General features: G+C 31.6%; 17 protein-coding genes. 9 read left to right on the top strand and 8 right to left on the bottom strand.

The window, feature by feature from the left end; all coding sequences use genetic code 11:
* The first annotated feature begins 135 nt into the window (after positions 1-135).
* The 7 genes from AC3IPI_RS02095 (at position 136) to tsaB (ending at position 8,060) form a co-directional block, all read left to right on the top strand.
* Positions 136-837 (top strand): ABC transporter ATP-binding protein, encoded by a 702-nt coding sequence (locus AC3IPI_RS02095; RefSeq protein WP_035617842.1) that lies wholly within the window; start codon positions 136-138, stop codon positions 835-837.
* The gene (locus tag AC3IPI_RS02090; protein ID WP_039114869.1) at positions 830-2,074 is read left to right on the top strand and encodes an ABC transporter permease; all 1,245 of its coding nucleotides are present in this window, start codon (positions 830-832) and stop codon (positions 2,072-2,074) included. The genes AC3IPI_RS02095 and AC3IPI_RS02090 overlap by 8 nt, the downstream gene beginning before the upstream one ends.
* 2 nt (positions 2,075-2,076) lie before the next feature.
* On the top strand, positions 2,077-3,348 hold the full coding sequence (locus AC3IPI_RS02085; protein WP_409417462.1) for an ABC transporter permease: 1,272 nt from the start codon (positions 2,077-2,079) through the stop codon (positions 3,346-3,348).
* Positions 3,349-3,388: 40 nt separating this feature from the next.
* Complete coding sequence (locus AC3IPI_RS02080; protein ID WP_039114865.1) at positions 3,389-4,504, top strand: efflux RND transporter periplasmic adaptor subunit; 1,116 nt, start codon at positions 3,389-3,391, stop codon at positions 4,502-4,504.
* An 84-nt stretch (positions 4,505-4,588) separates the two neighbouring features.
* A complete protein-coding gene (locus AC3IPI_RS02075) occupies positions 4,589-6,025 on the top strand; it encodes a TolC family protein (protein ID WP_039114863.1) in 1,437 nt (478 codons plus the stop codon).
* 6 nt (positions 6,026-6,031) lie between these two features.
* A complete protein-coding gene (locus tag AC3IPI_RS02070; protein ID WP_323488662.1) occupies positions 6,032-7,318 on the top strand; it encodes an efflux RND transporter periplasmic adaptor subunit in 1,287 nt (428 codons plus the stop codon).
* A 70-nt stretch (positions 7,319-7,388) separates the two neighbouring features.
* Complete coding sequence (tsaB, locus tag AC3IPI_RS02065; protein WP_039118372.1) at positions 7,389-8,060, top strand: tRNA (adenosine(37)-N6)-threonylcarbamoyltransferase complex dimerization subunit type 1 TsaB; 672 nt, start codon at positions 7,389-7,391, stop codon at positions 8,058-8,060.
* An 8-nt stretch (positions 8,061-8,068) separates the two neighbouring features.
* Here the strand turns inward: tsaB and AC3IPI_RS02060 are convergent, their stop codons facing one another.
* From AC3IPI_RS02060 to AC3IPI_RS02050, 3 genes are all read right to left on the bottom strand, one after another.
* The gene (locus AC3IPI_RS02060) at positions 8,069-8,881 is read right to left on the bottom strand and encodes a mechanosensitive ion channel family protein (protein ID WP_039114858.1); all 813 of its coding nucleotides are present in this window, start codon (positions 8,879-8,881) and stop codon (positions 8,069-8,071) included.
* A gap of 103 nt (positions 8,882-8,984) precedes the next feature.
* The gene (locus AC3IPI_RS02055; protein ID WP_489156809.1) at positions 8,985-9,443 is read right to left on the bottom strand and encodes a YtxH domain-containing protein; all 459 of its coding nucleotides are present in this window, start codon (positions 9,441-9,443) and stop codon (positions 8,985-8,987) included.
* Between the two features lie 179 nt (positions 9,444-9,622).
* Entirely contained in the window at positions 9,623-10,522 is a 900-nt protein-coding gene (locus AC3IPI_RS02050; protein ID WP_086894638.1) for a NifU family protein, read from the bottom strand.
* Between the two features lie 163 nt (positions 10,523-10,685).
* Between AC3IPI_RS02050 and AC3IPI_RS02045 the strand changes: the two genes are divergently transcribed.
* Positions 10,686-11,675 carry a PorP/SprF family type IX secretion system membrane protein gene (locus tag AC3IPI_RS02045; RefSeq protein ID WP_039118374.1) on the top strand — a complete coding sequence of 330 codons (990 nt, stop codon included), beginning with the start codon at positions 10,686-10,688 and terminating at the stop codon, positions 11,673-11,675.
* Positions 11,676-11,702: 27 nt separating this feature from the next.
* On the top strand, positions 11,703-12,218 hold the full coding sequence (locus AC3IPI_RS02040; protein WP_039114849.1) for a gamma carbonic anhydrase family protein: 516 nt from the start codon (positions 11,703-11,705) through the stop codon (positions 12,216-12,218).
* A 6-nt stretch (positions 12,219-12,224) separates the two neighbouring features.
* On the opposite strand, the gene AC3IPI_RS02035 is transcribed toward AC3IPI_RS02040, so the two are convergent.
* From AC3IPI_RS02035 to AC3IPI_RS02015, 5 genes are all read right to left on the bottom strand, one after another.
* A complete protein-coding gene (locus AC3IPI_RS02035; RefSeq protein ID WP_039114847.1) occupies positions 12,225-12,938 on the bottom strand; it encodes a LytR/AlgR family response regulator transcription factor in 714 nt (237 codons plus the stop codon).
* Positions 12,939-13,069: 131 nt separating this feature from the next.
* Entirely contained in the window at positions 13,070-14,179 is a 1,110-nt protein-coding gene (locus AC3IPI_RS02030) for a sensor histidine kinase (RefSeq protein ID WP_039114845.1), read from the bottom strand.
* Positions 14,180-14,536: a DUF4907 domain-containing protein gene (locus tag AC3IPI_RS02025; protein WP_489156805.1), complete on the bottom strand. Its 357-nt coding sequence runs from the start codon at positions 14,534-14,536 to the stop codon at positions 14,180-14,182. It abuts the gene before it with no gap.
* A complete protein-coding gene (locus AC3IPI_RS02020; RefSeq protein WP_039114843.1) occupies positions 14,523-15,518 on the bottom strand; it encodes a Kelch repeat-containing protein in 996 nt (331 codons plus the stop codon). The genes AC3IPI_RS02025 and AC3IPI_RS02020 overlap by 14 nt, the downstream gene beginning before the upstream one ends.
* A gap of 15 nt (positions 15,519-15,533) precedes the next feature.
* Positions 15,534-16,379: a DUF6268 family outer membrane beta-barrel protein gene (locus tag AC3IPI_RS02015; protein WP_489156803.1), complete on the bottom strand. Its 846-nt coding sequence runs from the start codon at positions 16,377-16,379 to the stop codon at positions 15,534-15,536.
* Positions 16,380-16,466 lie beyond the last annotated feature (87 nt).

The raw sequence follows: 16,466 nt of genomic DNA, 5'->3' as shown, positions 1-16,466 counted from the left end.
AATATATTTTAAGATTAAAGTGTAACATTTTGATAGAGATTTAGTCTTATTAGTGTAATAGGTTAAAACTATTAACATTTCATTATATTGAATTACTTGGCAAAATAAGTATTATTGTTTTAAAATTAACAAACCATGATTGAAATTAAAGACTTGCATAAATCCTACAAAATGGGAAAATCTGAATTACATGTGTTGAAAGGAATTAATTTCAATATTAAAGAAGGAGAGTTGGTTGCTATAATGGGGTCATCTGGTTCGGGAAAATCAACATTGCTAAATATTTTAGGAATATTAGATGAAGCCGATTCGGGAGAATATATTCTGGATAATGTGCCAATTAAAAATCTTAATGAAACAATTGCATCTAGATACAGAAATAAATTTTTAGGTTTTGTTTTTCAATCCTTTAATTTAATTAATTATAAAACGGCATTAGACAATGTTGCTATGCCATTATATTATCAGGGTATAAAAAGAAAAGAACGTTATGAAATTGCCTTGGCTTATTTAAAAAAAGTTGGTTTGGATTCGCATTCACACCATTTACCAAGCGAACTTTCAGGAGGGCAAAAACAGCGTGTGGCAATAGCCAGAGCATTGGCTTCAAACCCTAAAGTATTATTGGCAGATGAACCAACCGGAGCTTTGGATACAAAAACATCATATGAAGTAATGGAACTGATTCAGGGAATCAATGACGAAGGAAAAACAATTTTGATTGTAACACACGAGCCAGATATTGCAGCAATGTGTAAAAGGAATGTAGTCTTGAAAGATGGACTAATTATCGATGATAAATACGTAGAACAAGTAAGAGCATCAGCTTATGTTTAATATTGAGCGTTGGCAGGAAATATTTGAAGCAATTTCCAAAAACAAATTAAGAACCTTTCTTACAGGGATTTCTGTTGCTTCAGGAATTTTTATATTGGTTATTCTTCTAGGTGCAGGTAAAGGACTTCAGAACGGAATCGAAAAACAATTCGAACGTGATGCTGCAGGTATTATAGAGGTTTGGACAGGTGTTACTACAAAACAATATAAAGGACTAAACCCAGGAAGACAAATTCAGTTTAGAAATAGCGATTATTCACAATCAGTTCAAAAATTTGAAAATCAGTTAGATAAACGAGCTTCAACTTATAATTTTTGGGGTGCATCTGTAACTTATGGTAAAGAATCTTCAAGTTATCAGTTTAGAGGTGTAGATCCGGATTATTTAGGAATCGAAAATGCTACCATTGTAATGGGAAGATTCATAAATAGCAAAGATTTGGCTAATTATGAAAAAGTCGCAGTAATTGGGATGAAAATAAAAACAGACTTATTTAAGGATAAAAACCCGCTTGGAGAACAAATTTCTATAAACAATATCAATTTTAAAGTTGTTGGAGTTTTTACTGATCCGGCTGGAGAAAGAGAGGAAACCAGAGTTTATTTGCCAATGACTACAACTCAAAGAGCTTATGGAATTGGTGACAAAGTAAGTAATTTGTTTTTTACATTAAACAAAAAAGCTTCATATGAAGAAGCATTGGCAGAATCTGAAAAATTTACTGCGGATTTAAAGCAACTTTTAAAGACTAAAAATGTTGTAGCTCCAGATGATGATAATGGTATTGGGGTTTACAACTCAGTTAAAGATGCAAAACAAGTTTATGACTTGAATCTTTATATCAGACTGTTTTTTTGGTGGGTAGGGATTTGTACTATAATAGCAGGTGTTGTGGGAGTTAGTAATATTATGCTAATTATTGTAAAAGAAAGAACGAAAGAAATTGGGATAAGAAAAGCACTTGGAGCTTCGCCAATATCGATAGTTGGAATGATATTACATGAGTCTATTTTTATCACTACAATTGCAGGTTTTATTGGTTTATTGGCAAGTTTATTATTACTAGAAGTAGTAGGGCCAATGATAAAAAGTGAATTCTTTTTAAATCCAGAAGTTGATTTTAATGTGGCGTTGACCACTTTAGTTTTGCTCGTATTTGCGGGAGCAATGGCTGGTTTTTTTCCAGCATACAGAGCAGCAAAAATAAGACCTATTGTAGCACTTAGAGACGAATAATTATGTTTGATAGAGATAATTGGGAAGAGATTTTAGAAGCTTTAACGGCTAATGTGTTTAGAACAGTGCTTACCGCTTTTGGTGTGTTTTGGGGAATATTCATTTTAGTAATCTTACTCGCAGCAGGAAATGGTTTAGAGAATGGTGTTAAAAAAGGATTTGATGGTATTGCAACAAATACCATGTTTATGTGGAGTCAAACTACATCAAAACCCTACAAAGGATTGCCTAAAACACGACGTTATGATTTTAAAAATAGTGATGTCGCAGCTTTAAAAGAAGCTTTGCCAGACTTATTATATGTGTCTCCTCGTAACCAATTAGGAGATTCTAATGATGGTGTTAATAATGTTGTTCGAGGTACTAAAACTTCGGCTTTTACTATTTTTGGTGATTATCCTGAGCTTATTAAACAACAGCCTATGGATATTATAAAAGGGCGTTTTATAAACCAACAAGATATTAAAGAAAATAGAAAAATTGCCGTTATCGGGAAAGGTGTTATAAGTGGACTTTATGGAAAAGCCGAAGAAGTTATAGGAACATATATTAAGGTGAATGGCGTAAATTTTATGGTCGTAGGAGTTTATCATTCTAAAAATCAAAATAATGGAAACGCTGAAGCGGAACAAAAAAATATATTTGTTCCTTTTACAACCTTTCAGCAAGCCTTTAATTACGGAGATAAAGTAGGATGGATGGCGCTTACCGCAAATGATAAAGCTTCTATAACCGATTTAAAGCCAAAGATCATAGAAATAATAAAAGAAAGACATTCTATTAATCCTATTGATGATAGAGCAGTTGGGAATTTCGATTTGTTTGAACGATTTAATCAAGTGCAAGGATTGTTTACAATCTTAACATTCATTGCTTATTTTGTAGGTACCTTAGTTTTAATTTCTGGAGTTATCGGAATTTCTAATATTATGCTTATCGTGGTAAAAGAGAGAACCAAAGAAATAGGAATTCGTAGAGCATTGGGAGCAACACCTGGAGCTATTCGCAGACAAATACTTTCGGAATCTATATTCTTAACTATTATATCTGGAATGTTAGGTATTGCTGTTGCAACTGGAGTTATTGCAATTCTTAATATGGTATTGGCTTCGATGCCTCAAGAAGGAGAAACGATGTTTGCGAATCCAACGGTAGACTTAAGAGTTGTTTTTGTAGCATTATTAATATTAGTAGGGTCAGGTTTGCTGGCAGGATTTATTCCGGCACAAACTGCAATAAATGTAAAGCCAGTAGATGCTTTGCGAGCAGAATAAATTATCAATCAATAAAATAATCGATTAAACAAAAAACAAAATGAAAAAAGGAGTAACCATAACCGTTTTAATTTTTATCGCAGTAGTTTTCTTCGGGGCTTTGTATTACTTGTATGCAAAAAATCAAGAGTCGCCAATTGTTTATCAAACAGAAAAAGCTGAGATAAAAACGATAGTTAAAAATACAATTGCGACAGGGAATATTCAGCCTGATGAAGAGGTACTTATCAAACCTAATATTTCGGGAATTATTGAAGCTGTTTATATAAAAGCAGGAGAGACTATAAAAGCAGGAGACATGATTGCTAAGATTAAAGTTGTTGCAAATGTTTCGAATGTAAGTAACACTCAAAATCAAGTTCAGACAGCTAAGATTGCATTAGATAATCAAGAAAAATTATATCAAAGACAAAAAACATTGTTTGATAAAGGGGTAATTTCTGCAAATGATTTTGATGCTGCGCAAGTAGCTTACAAACAAGCAAAACAAACTTATTTATCTTCTAAACAAAGTTTTGATATTGTAAAAACAGGAACTACATCTGGATTAGGAAATTATGCTAATACTTTAATTCGTTCAACAGTAACGGGAATGGTACTAGATGTACCTGTAAAAGTAGGTAATCAGGTTATCGAAAGTAATAATTTTAACGAAGGAACTACAATTGCGAGTGTGGCAGATGTGGGAAGAATGATTTTTGTTGGAAAAATTGATGAATCTGAAGTTGGAAAAATCAAAGAAAAAATGCCAATTGAAATTACTGTTGGAGCCATAGAAAACAAAAAATTTGATGCAATTTTACGTTATATTGCACCAAAAGGAGTGGTAGAAAATGGAGCAATTCAGTTTCAAATAAAAGGGTCGCTTGAAAATAGAGATGATACATTTATTAGAGCAGGTTTAAGTGCAAATGCATCGATTATATTAGATAAAGCAGAAAAAGTTTTGGCTATAAAAGAATCATTGGTACAATTTGATAAAAAAACTCAAAAGCCATATGTTGAAGTAGAAACTGCACCACAAAAATTCCAGAGAAAAGACCTTGTTTTAGGTGTTAGTGATGGAATTTATGTTCAGGTGAAAAGTGGTATTACAGCTACAGATAAAATAAAAATTTGGAATCAAGGATTGATAAAAGAAGAAGAGAAAAAATAAGTAGCAGTTAGAAAAAAAGAATTTTTGGTTTTTAAAGAATGTTAAATTTGTATAGTATCTTTGCTATGCTTTGATTCAAAGTTTATGAAAAATAATAAATATATTTATTTTGTTTTTGTCTTGCTATTTGGAGCGTCAATTCAGGCGCAATCTAAAAAATGGACGTTAGAAGAATGCGTAAAGTATGCATTGGATAACAATATTTCGATTAAACAATCGGAATTAGATACCAGAAGTGCTACTATTGATAAAAAATCTGCTATAGGAAATTATTTGCCTACAGTAAATGCCAATGCTTCACACTCCTGGAACGTTGGTTTAAATCAGAATATTACAACGGGATTACTTGAAAATCAAACCACACAATACTCTTCTGTTGGAGCAAGTGTAGGAGTTGATATCTATAAAGGATTACAAAATCAGAATACATTACGAAAAGCTAATTTATCTATTGTAGCATCAAAATATCAATTGCAAAAAATGCAAGAAGATATTTCGCTTAATGTAGCAAATGCATTTTTGCAAGTACTTTTTAATAAAGAAAATTTAAAAGTACAACAAGAACAACTTGCAATTAGTGAGAAACAATATACACGTTCAGACGAATTGGTAAAAGCAGGAACAATCCCAAGAGGAGATTTATTAGATATTAAAGCTACTGTTGCAACTGGTAAACAAAATGTTATCATTGCAGAGAATACGTTGCTAATTTCTAAATTAAGTTTGGCACAGTTGTTACAACTAAAACAATTTGAAGATTTTGATGTTGTTGACGATACCAATATAAATGATGGAAATTCTATTTTGTCACAGTCGGCAAGTACAATTTATGAAAAAGCAAAAGAAGAAAGAACAGATTTAAAAATTGCTAAAACGAATCTGGAAATTGCAGAGAAAAATGTTTCTATTGCCAGAGGTGCTTATCAGCCTACTTTAAGTGCGTTTTATAATTTTAATACCAGAGCAAGTTACTCAGATATTGTTACAGGCGCAGTTCCGGATGCAAATAATCCTACCAAGCAAATTGGTTTTGTACAAGGGACAAATCAAAGTGTATTGCAAAATAATTTTTCGCCAGTTTTAGGAAATGCAGCGCCAATTTTGGATCAGTTTAAAGATAATAAAGGACAGTCGTTTGGTTTCCAGTTATCAGTGCCAGTTTTTAATGGTTTCTCTGCAAGAAATAACGTAGAACGTTCAAAAGTAAGTTTAGAGAAATCTAAGATCGAATTAGAACAAAAAAACTTAGATTTACAGCGTAATGTTTATACTGCTTTTACAGATGCAAAAGGAGCGTTAAATGCACATGAAGCATCGGTTGTGGCATTAGAGTCAAGACAAGGAGCTTATGATTATGCTAAAGAAAAATTTGCAGTAGGATTAATGAATGCATTTGATTTTAATCAATCACAAACATTACTTACTAATGCACAGTCGGAAGTTATTAGAACGAAGTACGACTATATATTTAAAATTAAAATATTAGAATTCTATTTTGGAATTCCGATTGTTAAAAACTAGTTCATTATGTCAAAAAAAACAATTTATTTCTTATTAGGCGGCGTAATAGTTGTCATTGCAGCATTAGTTTGGTTTAAGAAAGAAGGTGTAATAGGAAATAAAGATGCTGGTACAGAAATAGAAGTTGCAAAAGTAATGGCATCGACTATTGTAGAAACTGTTTCGGCAACAGGAAAAATTCAGCCAGAAATTGAAGTGAAAATTTCATCAGAGGTTTCAGGAGAAATTATTGCACTAAATGTAAAAGAAGGGCAAGTTGTTAAAAAAGGAGATTTATTGGTAAAAATAAATCCGGATTTATATACATCAAGTTATGATCGTACTGTTTCTAATTTGTCTGGAGCCAAAGCTGGTTTAAGTCAATCAGATGCTTCTTTTAAAGAGGCAAAGGCTAGTTATGAAAGAAATAAAAAGTTATTTGAAAAAGGAATTATTTCCAAGTCAGATTGGGATAAAGCAATAGCTTCTTTTGAAGTCGCCAAAGCAACCAAGCAAAATTCTTATTTTGCTGTACAAAGTGCTTCAGCATCTGTAAATGAAGCTAAAGATAATTTAAGACGTACTACTATTTATGCTCCTGCAGATGGAACAATTTCTGTGCTTAATGTAGAGCTTGGAGAGCGTGTTTTAGGAACCCAACAAATGGCTGGAACTGAAATTTTAAGAGTTGCCAACCTGAACAATATGGAAGTTGAAGTTGATGTAAACGAAAATGATATTGTAAAAATAAAAGTTGGAGACGAAGCAAATGTTGAAGTTGATGCTTATTTAAAAAAGCAATTTAAAGGTATCGTAACAAGTATCTCTAATTCAGCGAGCAGTACATTAACATCTGATCAGGTAACAAACTTTAAAGTTAAAGTAAGAATTTTAAAAGAATCATATCAGGATTTATTGGAAGGGAAGCCAGAAGCATATTCACCTTTTAGACCAGGAATGACAGCTACAGTTGACATTATAACAAATACAAAAAAGAATGTGTTAGCGGTGCCAATAAGTGCCGTAGTTGTAAAATCGGATACTACAGCTGTAAAAGAAATTAAAATTGAAGATCCAAATGATAAAAAAGTAGCTCCTAAAAACGACAAAAAATTCGAATGTGTTTTTGTAAAAGTAGGAGATAAAGCTAAAATTAGAATTATAAAGACAGGAATTCAAGACGATACAAACATCGAAGTAATGTCTGGACTGAAAGCCGGAGATGTGGTAATTACAGGGCCATACACAACAGTTTCGAAAGATTTGAATTCGGGAGATAAGGTTAGCCTTAAATCCGATAAAGAAAAAAAATAATAATGACAAGACAATCTAGTTCTATAGTAGAATTAGATTGTTTTTTGTTTCCATAAAATATAAAATTAGTTTGGCTTACATTCTTAATATTGAAACCGCTACAAAGAACTGTTCTGTTGCTTTAGCAAAAGAAGGAAAAATTATTCTGCACAAAGAAATCTCTGAAGAAGGCTATTCTCACGCCGAAAGATTACATGTTTTTATCGAAGAATGTATTCTGGAAGCTGGAATTACTTATAAGGATTTATCTGCAATTGCAGTTAGTCAGGGACCTGGATCTTACACAGGATTGCGTATAGGGGTTTCGGCTGCAAAAGGGTTATGTTTTGCATTGAATATCCCATTAATAGCTGTAGATACATTACAAACATTAGCTTCTCAGGCAAATGTTACAAATGGTTTAATTGTTCCGATGCTGGATGCTAGACGAATGGAAGTGTATAGTGCTGTGTTTAACTCAAAGTTAGAAAAGCAAAGAGAAATTTTGGCTGAAATTATTACCGAAAACTCTTTTGAAGAATATACCGAAACAATTTATTTTGTTGGAGATTGTGCAGAAAAATGCAAACCAGTTTTAACAAAAGAAAATTTTATTTTTCTAGAAGAAGTTAAATACCCATCGGCAAAAGAAATGAGCACCATAAGTTTTGATAAATTCAAAATAAACGACATTGTAGATGTCGCTTATTTTGAACCTTACTATTTGAAAGATTTTATGGTTACAACTCCCAAAAAGCAATAAAAACTATTTTATTTTTGAAGAGTATAAGGCTGAACAGAAATTCCTGCTTCGTCTAAAGCAATTTTGCAATTTTCTAAAGTCTGAGAAATAACAGTTCCGAAATTTTCATTTTTTGCCCAAGGACGCACTGCAAATTCTACAGAACTAGTTGTTAAGTTTTTTACGAAAACTTCTGGCGCAGGATTCTTAAGCACATTAGGATTGTCTACTAATATTTTTTCAAGAATATCTTTTGCCTTTTTTATATCAGCATCATAAGCAATTGCAAATGTTAAGTCGGCTCTGCGCTGTCCTTGCATAGAATAATTAATAATTGTGCCATTAGATAAAGCTCCATTTGGTACAAATACAGTTTGATTGTTTGCGGTAAGCAACTTAGTTACAAATATTTGTATTTCAGAAACGGTTGCAATAATACCTTGTGCTTCAATTGTGTCACCAACTTTAAAAGGTTTAAATACAATTATAAGCATACCTCCGGCAAAGTTAGAAAGTGAACCTTGTAGAGACAAACCTACTGCAAGACCCATGGCACCAAGAATAGCAACAAATGATGATGTTTCAATTCCTAGTTTAGAGATAAATGATACAAATAGTAATATTCGTAATGCCCACAATAAAATATCTGCAAGGAATTTAGATAAGGTAGGGTCGAGGTTACGTTTTACCATTATTCGACGCATTACTCTATTTACAACACGAATAATGTAGAGTCCTACAAATAAAATAAGAAAAGCTGAAATTAGTTTCGGAGAATAATCAACTAATATTTTTATAAATTGATTAACGTACTCACTAATTTGTTCTGGATTTAGATTCATTTTTTTTTAATATAAAAAAACCTTCTCATAGAGAAGGTTTGAATTAGTTTGACAAAGATAAAAATTAATTATTTTATTAATTAAAAATCGAGATCATCTTTAACTATTTATTTAATGCTTTATCCGAAGCTTCATCGGCAGCGTCAGTTGCATCGGCTGCAAGAGATTTTGTTTCTTCAGTAACAGTTTCAGCTGTTGTTGAAGCAGTTTCTTTAACAGAATCAACTGCTTTTTCGATAGCATCCGAAGCTTTTCCAGCATATTCGCTCACAGTATCTTTTGCTTGATTTACATAATCTTCAGCGCTGTCTAATATTGGGGTAGAAACTTCTTTAACCTTTTCGAAAGTTTCTCCAGCAAATGTTTCCGCTTTTTCAAGATATGGAGCCGATGCTTCTTTAACCTTGCCTATGGTTTCTTCGGCAAATGTTTCGGCTTTTTCAAGATAAGGAGCAGCAGCTTCTTTTGCTTGTTCAAATGTACTTTCGGCTTGGTCTGCTAATTCTGTAGCAGACTCCTTGGCAGTGCCGAACAAATTCTTAAAAAATGTTGATAATCCCATAATAGTTCTTGTTGATTAATTTAGATTACAATATTAATCTTTTTTTTAAGAAATATATTATTTGCGGAGTAATAATTTATTGATAATAAGTAGTTTGTGTTTTTGGTTTTGTTTTTTTGCGACAATAAAAAAGCGCTCCGATTGAAGCGCTTTTTTAAATTTTTTATAGAAGTGAAGGGTTATGCATTTACAGCTTCTACTTTTATGTTATCATCATTTAGCATACTTTTTAGCATATTTTCGATACCACTTTTAAGTGTAAACGTTGATGACGGACAACCGCTACAAGCTCCTTGTAAAATCACTTTTACAGTTTTATCCGTTTCATTATAAGAATCAAAAGCAATATTTCCACCATCGGCAGCTACCGCAGGTTTTACATACTCTTCTAATATATTGATGATTTGTTGTGATGTTGTATCCAGTTTATCAAAAGCTTCATCTTTAGTAACATCATTTTTAGTTGCTACTTCGATTAGACTTTCGTCTAAAACAGTTCCTCCGTTTTCAATATATTGTTTAATGAAAGTTCTTAGCTCAAGAGTAATTTCTTGCCAATCATTAATTTCATATTTAGTTACCGAAATATAATTTTCATCTATAAAAATCTCTTTTACATAAGGAAATTTAAATAATTCTTGTGCTAATGGAGAAGATGCAGTTTGGTCAATATTTTTGTATTCTATTGCATTTTTAGTCAACATTCTGCTTACTACAAATTTTAGGGCTGCAGGATTAGGAGTCGATTCACCATAAACAGTTATTGGCTGCTTTTTAGGTTTATTTTCGTCAATACTTATTATTACTCCACCATCGTTTACAAAAGCTTCGATTTGTTCCGCTACAGCATCTTTTACATCATCCCATTCAACAATGCTATATCTTTCGATAGCAATAAAATTACCTGAGATATATACAGTTTTTACAAATGGTAAATGAAAAAGTTTTTGAGCTAATGGAGAGTTTTTAGCTTCATCAATATTTTTAAATTCAAAGCTCTCATTCTTAGTTATAAAGTCAGGAAATTCGAATTTTAGTATAGTAGGATTTTGTGTTTCTTTTATAGTGAGTTTTGTCATGATTTAGTAATTTTTTACAAATTTACTAAAGTTATTTTCTACTAATAGTTATATTTGATATTTAATATGAAAATAGCGTATTATTTCCTCAATCTTAGGAATTTTTACCATATTTTAATACTAAAATAAAATTTTAACACCTACTTTAATAAACCTGCCCCCAATGTATAGTAAAATTAAATATTCAGTTTTTCTATTATTTATATTTTCTTATTCATACTCTCAAGAAGGGATTCCTGTTTATTCAGATTATTTATCGGATAATTATTATTTGATACATCCTTCGATGGCTGGTGCGGCAAATTGTGCAAAACTTAGATTAACAGCGCGTAAACAATGGTTTGGTCAAGATGATGCACCAACATTGCAAACTTTAAGTTTTAATGGTCGAATTGGAGATAGTAGGTCAGGAGCTGGAATTATAGTTTTTAATGATAAAAATGGTTACCATTCTCAAAAAGGAGTTAAACTTACTTATGCGTATCATATTCTTTTTTCTAGAGATGAGATTGATTTAAATCAGCTTTCATTTGGTATGAATGTAGGTGTAATTCAGAATCAGTTAGACGAAACAGCTTTTGAAGCATTTGATCCAATTGTTGTTGGGGATATTCAAAAGGATACTTATTTTAATGTAGATTTTGGAGCATCATATAACTATCTTAACTTTTATGCCCATGCTACAGTTCAAGGAGCTGTTGAATCCAGACGAGAAATATATACAGAATTTGAAAGTGATAATCTGAGAAAATACCTTTTGAGTGCAGGATATGTCTTTGGAAATAAAAAGAAATTATTGTGGGAACCTTCAGTTCTTTTTCAATTATTTGATAAAACAAAAGAGAAGTTAGTCGATTTTAATCTGAAAGCATATAAGAATATGGATTTTGGTAGTCTTTGGGCTGGATTATCATATAGAAGAAGTTTTGATGGAGCTCAATATTATAATGGTTCCGGAATATCTACTCAAAAATTACAATACATAACTCCTATCTTAGGGGTTAATTATAAAAACTTCATGTTTGCTTATACATATTCGCAAGTTACGGGTAATGTAAAGTTTGATAACGGAGCATACCATCAAATTACTTTGGGACTTAACTTATTCTGTAAGCGTGAACGATATGATTGCGATTGTCCTGCAATAAACTAATTATAATTCATTTTAAAAATAAATTTCATGTTGATAAAATCTGTAAACGGAAAAACACCTAATATTCCAGAGGATTGTTATGTAGCCGAAAATGCTACGATTGTAGGAGATGTTTCTTTTGGAGATTCATGCAGCGTTTGGTTTAATGCTGTGATTAGAGGAGACGTAAATTTTATTAAAATAGGGAATAAAGTAAATATTCAGGATGGTGCTGTTATTCATTGTACTTACCAAAAGCATCCAACGATTATAGGAAATAATGTTTCAATAGGGCATAATGCAATTGTACATGGTTGTACGATACATGATAATGTATTAATAGGAATGGGAGCAATCGTAATGGATAATTGCGTTGTCGAGAGCAATGCTATTGTAGCTGCTGGCGCTGTAGTAACACAAAATACAGTTGTAACCTCTGGTAGTATTTATGCTGGAGTTCCTGCAAAGAAAGTAAAAGATATAGACCAATCTGATTTTGCTGGCGAAATAGAACGTATTTCTAATAATTACGTAATGTATTCCAGCTGGTTTAAAGAAGAGTAGAGGTAGTTACAAATTTATTTTTTCGAAGAAAGCATTTTTATAGCTTTCGCTGATAGGAATTCTTTTATCTCCAATCAAAGCTTTATTTTTTTGAATTGATTTTACGTGTTTGATATTAATAATGTACGATCGGTGAATTCTGGAAAAACCTTTATTCGAAAGTAAATTTTCAAGCTTTATAAGGCTTATTAATGTTAAGGTGTACTTATTGTCTGTGGTATAAATTTTTACATAATCTTTTAATCCTTCGATAAATAAAATATCCGAAAAGTTTAGTTTTACATTCTCATATTCGGCTCTTACAAACATGAAATCATGGTTAATTTCGGGAGCCGAAATAGGATTTACACTTGCAGGAATATGCAACGGATTAAATAATTGTTGTGCTCTTACAACCGATTTTAAAAAACGATGAAACGGAATTGGTTTTACTAAATAATCTACAGCACCAAGATTAAATCCTTCAACAGCATAATCAGAATAAGCTGTTGTAAAAATGACTAAAGGTTTCTTTTCGATGGCATTTAAAAAATCTATTCCTGAAAAATGAGGCATTTCAATATCCAGAAATATCAAATCAATACTCGTTTGATTTATAATAGAAATAGCATCAATTGCGTTATTGAAAGTACTTACTAACTCTAAAGAATCGACTTTACTCACAAAATCCTTAAGTAACTCGACTGCCAGAGGTTCATCATCTATAATTACACATTTCATTTGTCGTCTTTTTTAGATAAATTTATGATGCGAAAATATAACTTGACCTCTAAAGACAAGTTAAAATTAGATTTTCAATAGTTAATTTCCTGTTATAGTTTATTGCTATCTAGACCATTATTAACTTAATCTTAAGTGATAGCAGTTTGTATTTCGTCTAGTTTTAAGTTGAGATGTACGTTATAAAATTTCTTTGTTTCGGTTATTTTAAGTTCGTGTGCATCTGGATAAAGAAGGTTCAGGCGACTCTGAATATTAGTTAATCCAATTCCAGAATTTTCAGGGTCTTTTTTATAGTTTTCTACTTTGTTTTCTACCCAAAAATCCAAGCTGTTTTGTCCGATAACTATTCTAATTTTTACAAAAGCAGCTCCTTTATAATCTGTTCCATATTTAAAAGCATTCTCTACAAATGAGATTAACAATAATGGTTCTATAAATTTGTTTTTGGGTTCACCATGTACATTAATAGTAATGTTCTCGATGTTGTTTAGTCTTAATTTTTGTAACTCAATGTAATTCTGAATGTAGTTTATCTCTTTCTCGAGAGCTACCGTTTTATTGTCAGTCTCATACAACATATAGCGCATCAATTCAGACAATGTTACGATTGCATCTGGAACTAAATCTGATTTTTTATGTGCTAGAGAATAAATACTATTTAATGAATTGAACAAAAAATGAGGATTTGTCTGTTTTCGCAAATAAATCAACTCAGTAGTTGTACGATGTGTTTCGGCTATTAATTTATTTTGTTGGTTATTATAAAACTCTGATAATGTCTTAATAATGGCACTTATAGTTACTATTAAAATATAAAAAAACGAAGGAGCTATTTTAAAAAACAAGGGCTGAGTAACCATTGTAGTTCTAAATTTAATATTCTTAAAATGCACAGGAGGTCCTTCACTAGGAACTGTTTTCATCGGAGGCATTCTCCTGGCTAGTTGTATATCGGGTATGAAATAACTATCCCGAATGATTATAAAAGTGACAATTAGAGCTATAATAAATACGGAATAGAGCCAGTACTTTTTTTGTAAAAGCAACGCTGGAACTAAATAGAAATAGTTTAGATAAAATAATATAATTCCAGTAATCCATTGTACATAAAAATCAGGCGTTATCTGGAACGGGCTTTCGTAAAATTGAATCAATGAGGTTAGGATAAAGAAAGTCCATATAACACTATGAAATAGTATTTTGTTAGAACTAGTATTCTTGATTATTTCGACGTTCATTTAGATAGTTATATCTAATAAAATTAAATCTTTTTTTGTTACCGTTGGTGATAAATTAGCTTCAAGCTTTTTTACTACCAAATTCCCAGTTTTTAAGGCTTCTTTTTCGGTAGTAAAGCTCTTGTTATTATCAATAACAGGAATTATGGTTTGCTTGATTATGATTTTTTCATCATTAGCAATTGTGTATCCCCAACCAGTAGCGGTTTTTATAGATTCTACATGATATTTCTCTTTTTTATTGCAAGCTACAAGTAATAAAATAGTAATTACTGCAATGATTTTTGAGACCGAAGAATAAGAATTCTTCTGGATTTTTGCCCAGAAGAATCGATTTTTGATATTAATTGTCATCATCATTTTGTTCTTCCAGAGGTTTAAATTCCCATGCATCATCATAATAAGACGAACCAGATCTGCCTAATAAAACAAACCCTCTATCATTAATAGCGAAACCAACAGCGTCAGTTCTTGAGGCACCTTCTAGCGAGGTTCTTTCTTGCCATAAATCAGTAATTGGGTTGTATTCCCAGATTGTTTTTGAGCCTTCTCCACAAACAATATATCCTAAACCATTCATAGTAAAACTAGAGGAATTTGAGCGCATTATTGAGTATGTTTCATGGTCATCTTCGCTATCGTCGAGATTTCTTTTTTTAGTCCAAAGATCAGTGCTTGGATCAAACTGCCAGAAATCATTTTGATTCGAACCGCTATTTACTCCTGTTCCTAAATATGCTTTGTTATTAATTACAAAAACAGTTGCATTTCTTCTTTTGTTTCCACTAAAGCCATTTACTTGAGTCCAGGTATTAGAGTTTTGATTGTACTGATAAAAATCTTTTAGATAATTACCATCGTAACCTGTACCGAAATAGGCTTTTCCGCCAACTTGAAATCCTACTGCCGAATAACGTGCCGTACCTGCAAATTCTGCTTTTTGTTCCCAAACATTCGTTGCGGGGTTGTACTCATAAAAGTCTTTTAATTTATTGGTACCATCATAACCAAGACCAATGTAGCCTTTTCCGTTTAACTCAAAAGCAGATGCAGAGCTTCTGGCAACTCCTGGAAATTGTGCTTTTTGCTCCCAATAATCTCCTATAGAATTGTACACCCAAAGATCCTTTAGATACTCATCTCCAGTATATCCTGTTGCCACATAAGCATATGCTCCAATTACAAAACTTGCAGCACTAGATCTTGCAGGACCATCAAAAGCAGATTTTTTGATCCAGTTTCCCATTAATTCGTCATCGGAATTATCATTACTACAGCCTACAAAAGAGAGACTCGTAATAAATGTTGCGAATAATATTCCTTTTTTTAAACTATTCATAATGTATTATATTTATTAGTGTTTGTATTTTATACCAATGTTAAGAATGTAGCTGTTGCCGATATTAAAATCATAAACGTTATCGTTATCATGATTTGATAATTGGTATTTTTTATTAAAATCATACCCGGCTTTAAAATTCACAAACCAATTTCCATCCATGTTTCTCTCATATTCTAATGCAGTAGTAATTTGAGATAAACTCGCTTTTGTGGCTGTATTACCGTCTAAATATTTAGTGTTATCCAGATTAAAAAAATCTCCATTAAAACTATTTGTCAGCCTAAATACATTTCGCTCATTGTTAGAATATGTTATTGCTGAATTAGGAAAGCCAATAGTCATTGTAGCAGCTTCACTTATTTTATGATAAAAAGAAAATGTTGGAGTTATTTTGGGTAATCCTAAGGCATTAGTCCTTTTTACTCCAATATTTATTGTGTTGTTTTTATCAATAATCGTATTAATCTCTAATCCTCCTAAAACCGATAAATCTGAAAGATTAAGGTTTTCCTGAAAATTTAATGTTGGTTCTATTTCTAGGTTCAACGTTGTTTTTTGTGTTAATAGATGAGTAACTACTAATGTGTTTTTAATACTGTTATATGGACTATAATTGTACTTAAAATCATAGTTTTCTATGTCATACTTAACTCCGATATTTTTGTATTGTAATGTATTTGTAATCTTGTTTTTGGTATCAATGTTTTTATAAACCGAAATTCCGATGCTTGTTTCGTTTAATGTGATTTTATCTGCGGGTTCAGTCTTTATATTCATATCTACGCTATAGCCATTTTGAGCATAAATTGTAAACATCGGAACCATAATAAGTAAGGATAGTAAAGTTTTTATTTTCATTATTTATTTATTGGTTCAAAAGTAGTTATGATATTATTTTTAAAAAAAGAAGATATATATATCGGCACTTCCAATAGACTAAATGGC

Source organism: Flavobacterium sp. GL_143 (assembly GCF_057834355.1).
Note: the sequence above shows the minus strand (reverse complement) of the source record. Positions and strands in the feature narration are given on the sequence as shown.

Bases quoted from the DNA above. Each gene is read 5' to 3' on its own strand.
- AC3IPI_RS02070 (WP_323488662.1), top strand. From the start codon at position 6,032: ATGTCAAAAAAAACAATTTATTTCTTATTAGGCGGCGTAATAGTTGTC.
- AC3IPI_RS02085 (WP_409417462.1), top strand. From the start codon at position 2,077: ATGTTTGATAGAGATAATTGGGAAGAGATTTTAGAAGCTTTAACGGCT.
- AC3IPI_RS02050 (WP_086894638.1), bottom strand. From the start codon at position 10,522: ATGACAAAACTCACTATAAAAGAAACACAAAATCCTACTATACTAAAA.
- AC3IPI_RS02090 (WP_039114869.1), top strand. From the start codon at position 830: ATGTTTAATATTGAGCGTTGGCAGGAAATATTTGAAGCAATTTCCAAA.
- AC3IPI_RS02040 (WP_039114849.1), top strand. From the start codon at position 11,703: ATGTTGATAAAATCTGTAAACGGAAAAACACCTAATATTCCAGAGGAT.
- AC3IPI_RS02025 (WP_489156805.1), bottom strand. From the start codon at position 14,536: ATGATGACAATTAATATCAAAAATCGATTCTTCTGGGCAAAAATCCAG.
- AC3IPI_RS02055 (WP_489156809.1), bottom strand. From the start codon at position 9,443: ATGGGATTATCAACATTTTTTAAGAATTTGTTCGGCACTGCCAAGGAG.
- AC3IPI_RS02015 (WP_489156803.1), bottom strand. From the start codon at position 16,379: ATGAAAATAAAAACTTTACTATCCTTACTTATTATGGTTCCGATGTTT.
- AC3IPI_RS02095 (WP_035617842.1), top strand. From the start codon at position 136: ATGATTGAAATTAAAGACTTGCATAAATCCTACAAAATGGGAAAATCT.
- AC3IPI_RS02020 (WP_039114843.1), bottom strand. From the start codon at position 15,518: ATGAATAGTTTAAAAAAAGGAATATTATTCGCAACATTTATTACGAGT.
- AC3IPI_RS02060 (WP_039114858.1), bottom strand. From the start codon at position 8,881: ATGAATCTAAATCCAGAACAAATTAGTGAGTACGTTAATCAATTTATA.
- AC3IPI_RS02045 (WP_039118374.1), top strand. From the start codon at position 10,686: ATGTATAGTAAAATTAAATATTCAGTTTTTCTATTATTTATATTTTCT.
- AC3IPI_RS02080 (WP_039114865.1), top strand. From the start codon at position 3,389: ATGAAAAAAGGAGTAACCATAACCGTTTTAATTTTTATCGCAGTAGTT.
- AC3IPI_RS02030 (WP_039114845.1), bottom strand. From the start codon at position 14,179: ATGAACGTCGAAATAATCAAGAATACTAGTTCTAACAAAATACTATTT.
- AC3IPI_RS02075 (WP_039114863.1), top strand. From the start codon at position 4,589: ATGAAAAATAATAAATATATTTATTTTGTTTTTGTCTTGCTATTTGGA.
- AC3IPI_RS02035 (WP_039114847.1), bottom strand. From the start codon at position 12,938: ATGAAATGTGTAATTATAGATGATGAACCTCTGGCAGTCGAGTTACTT.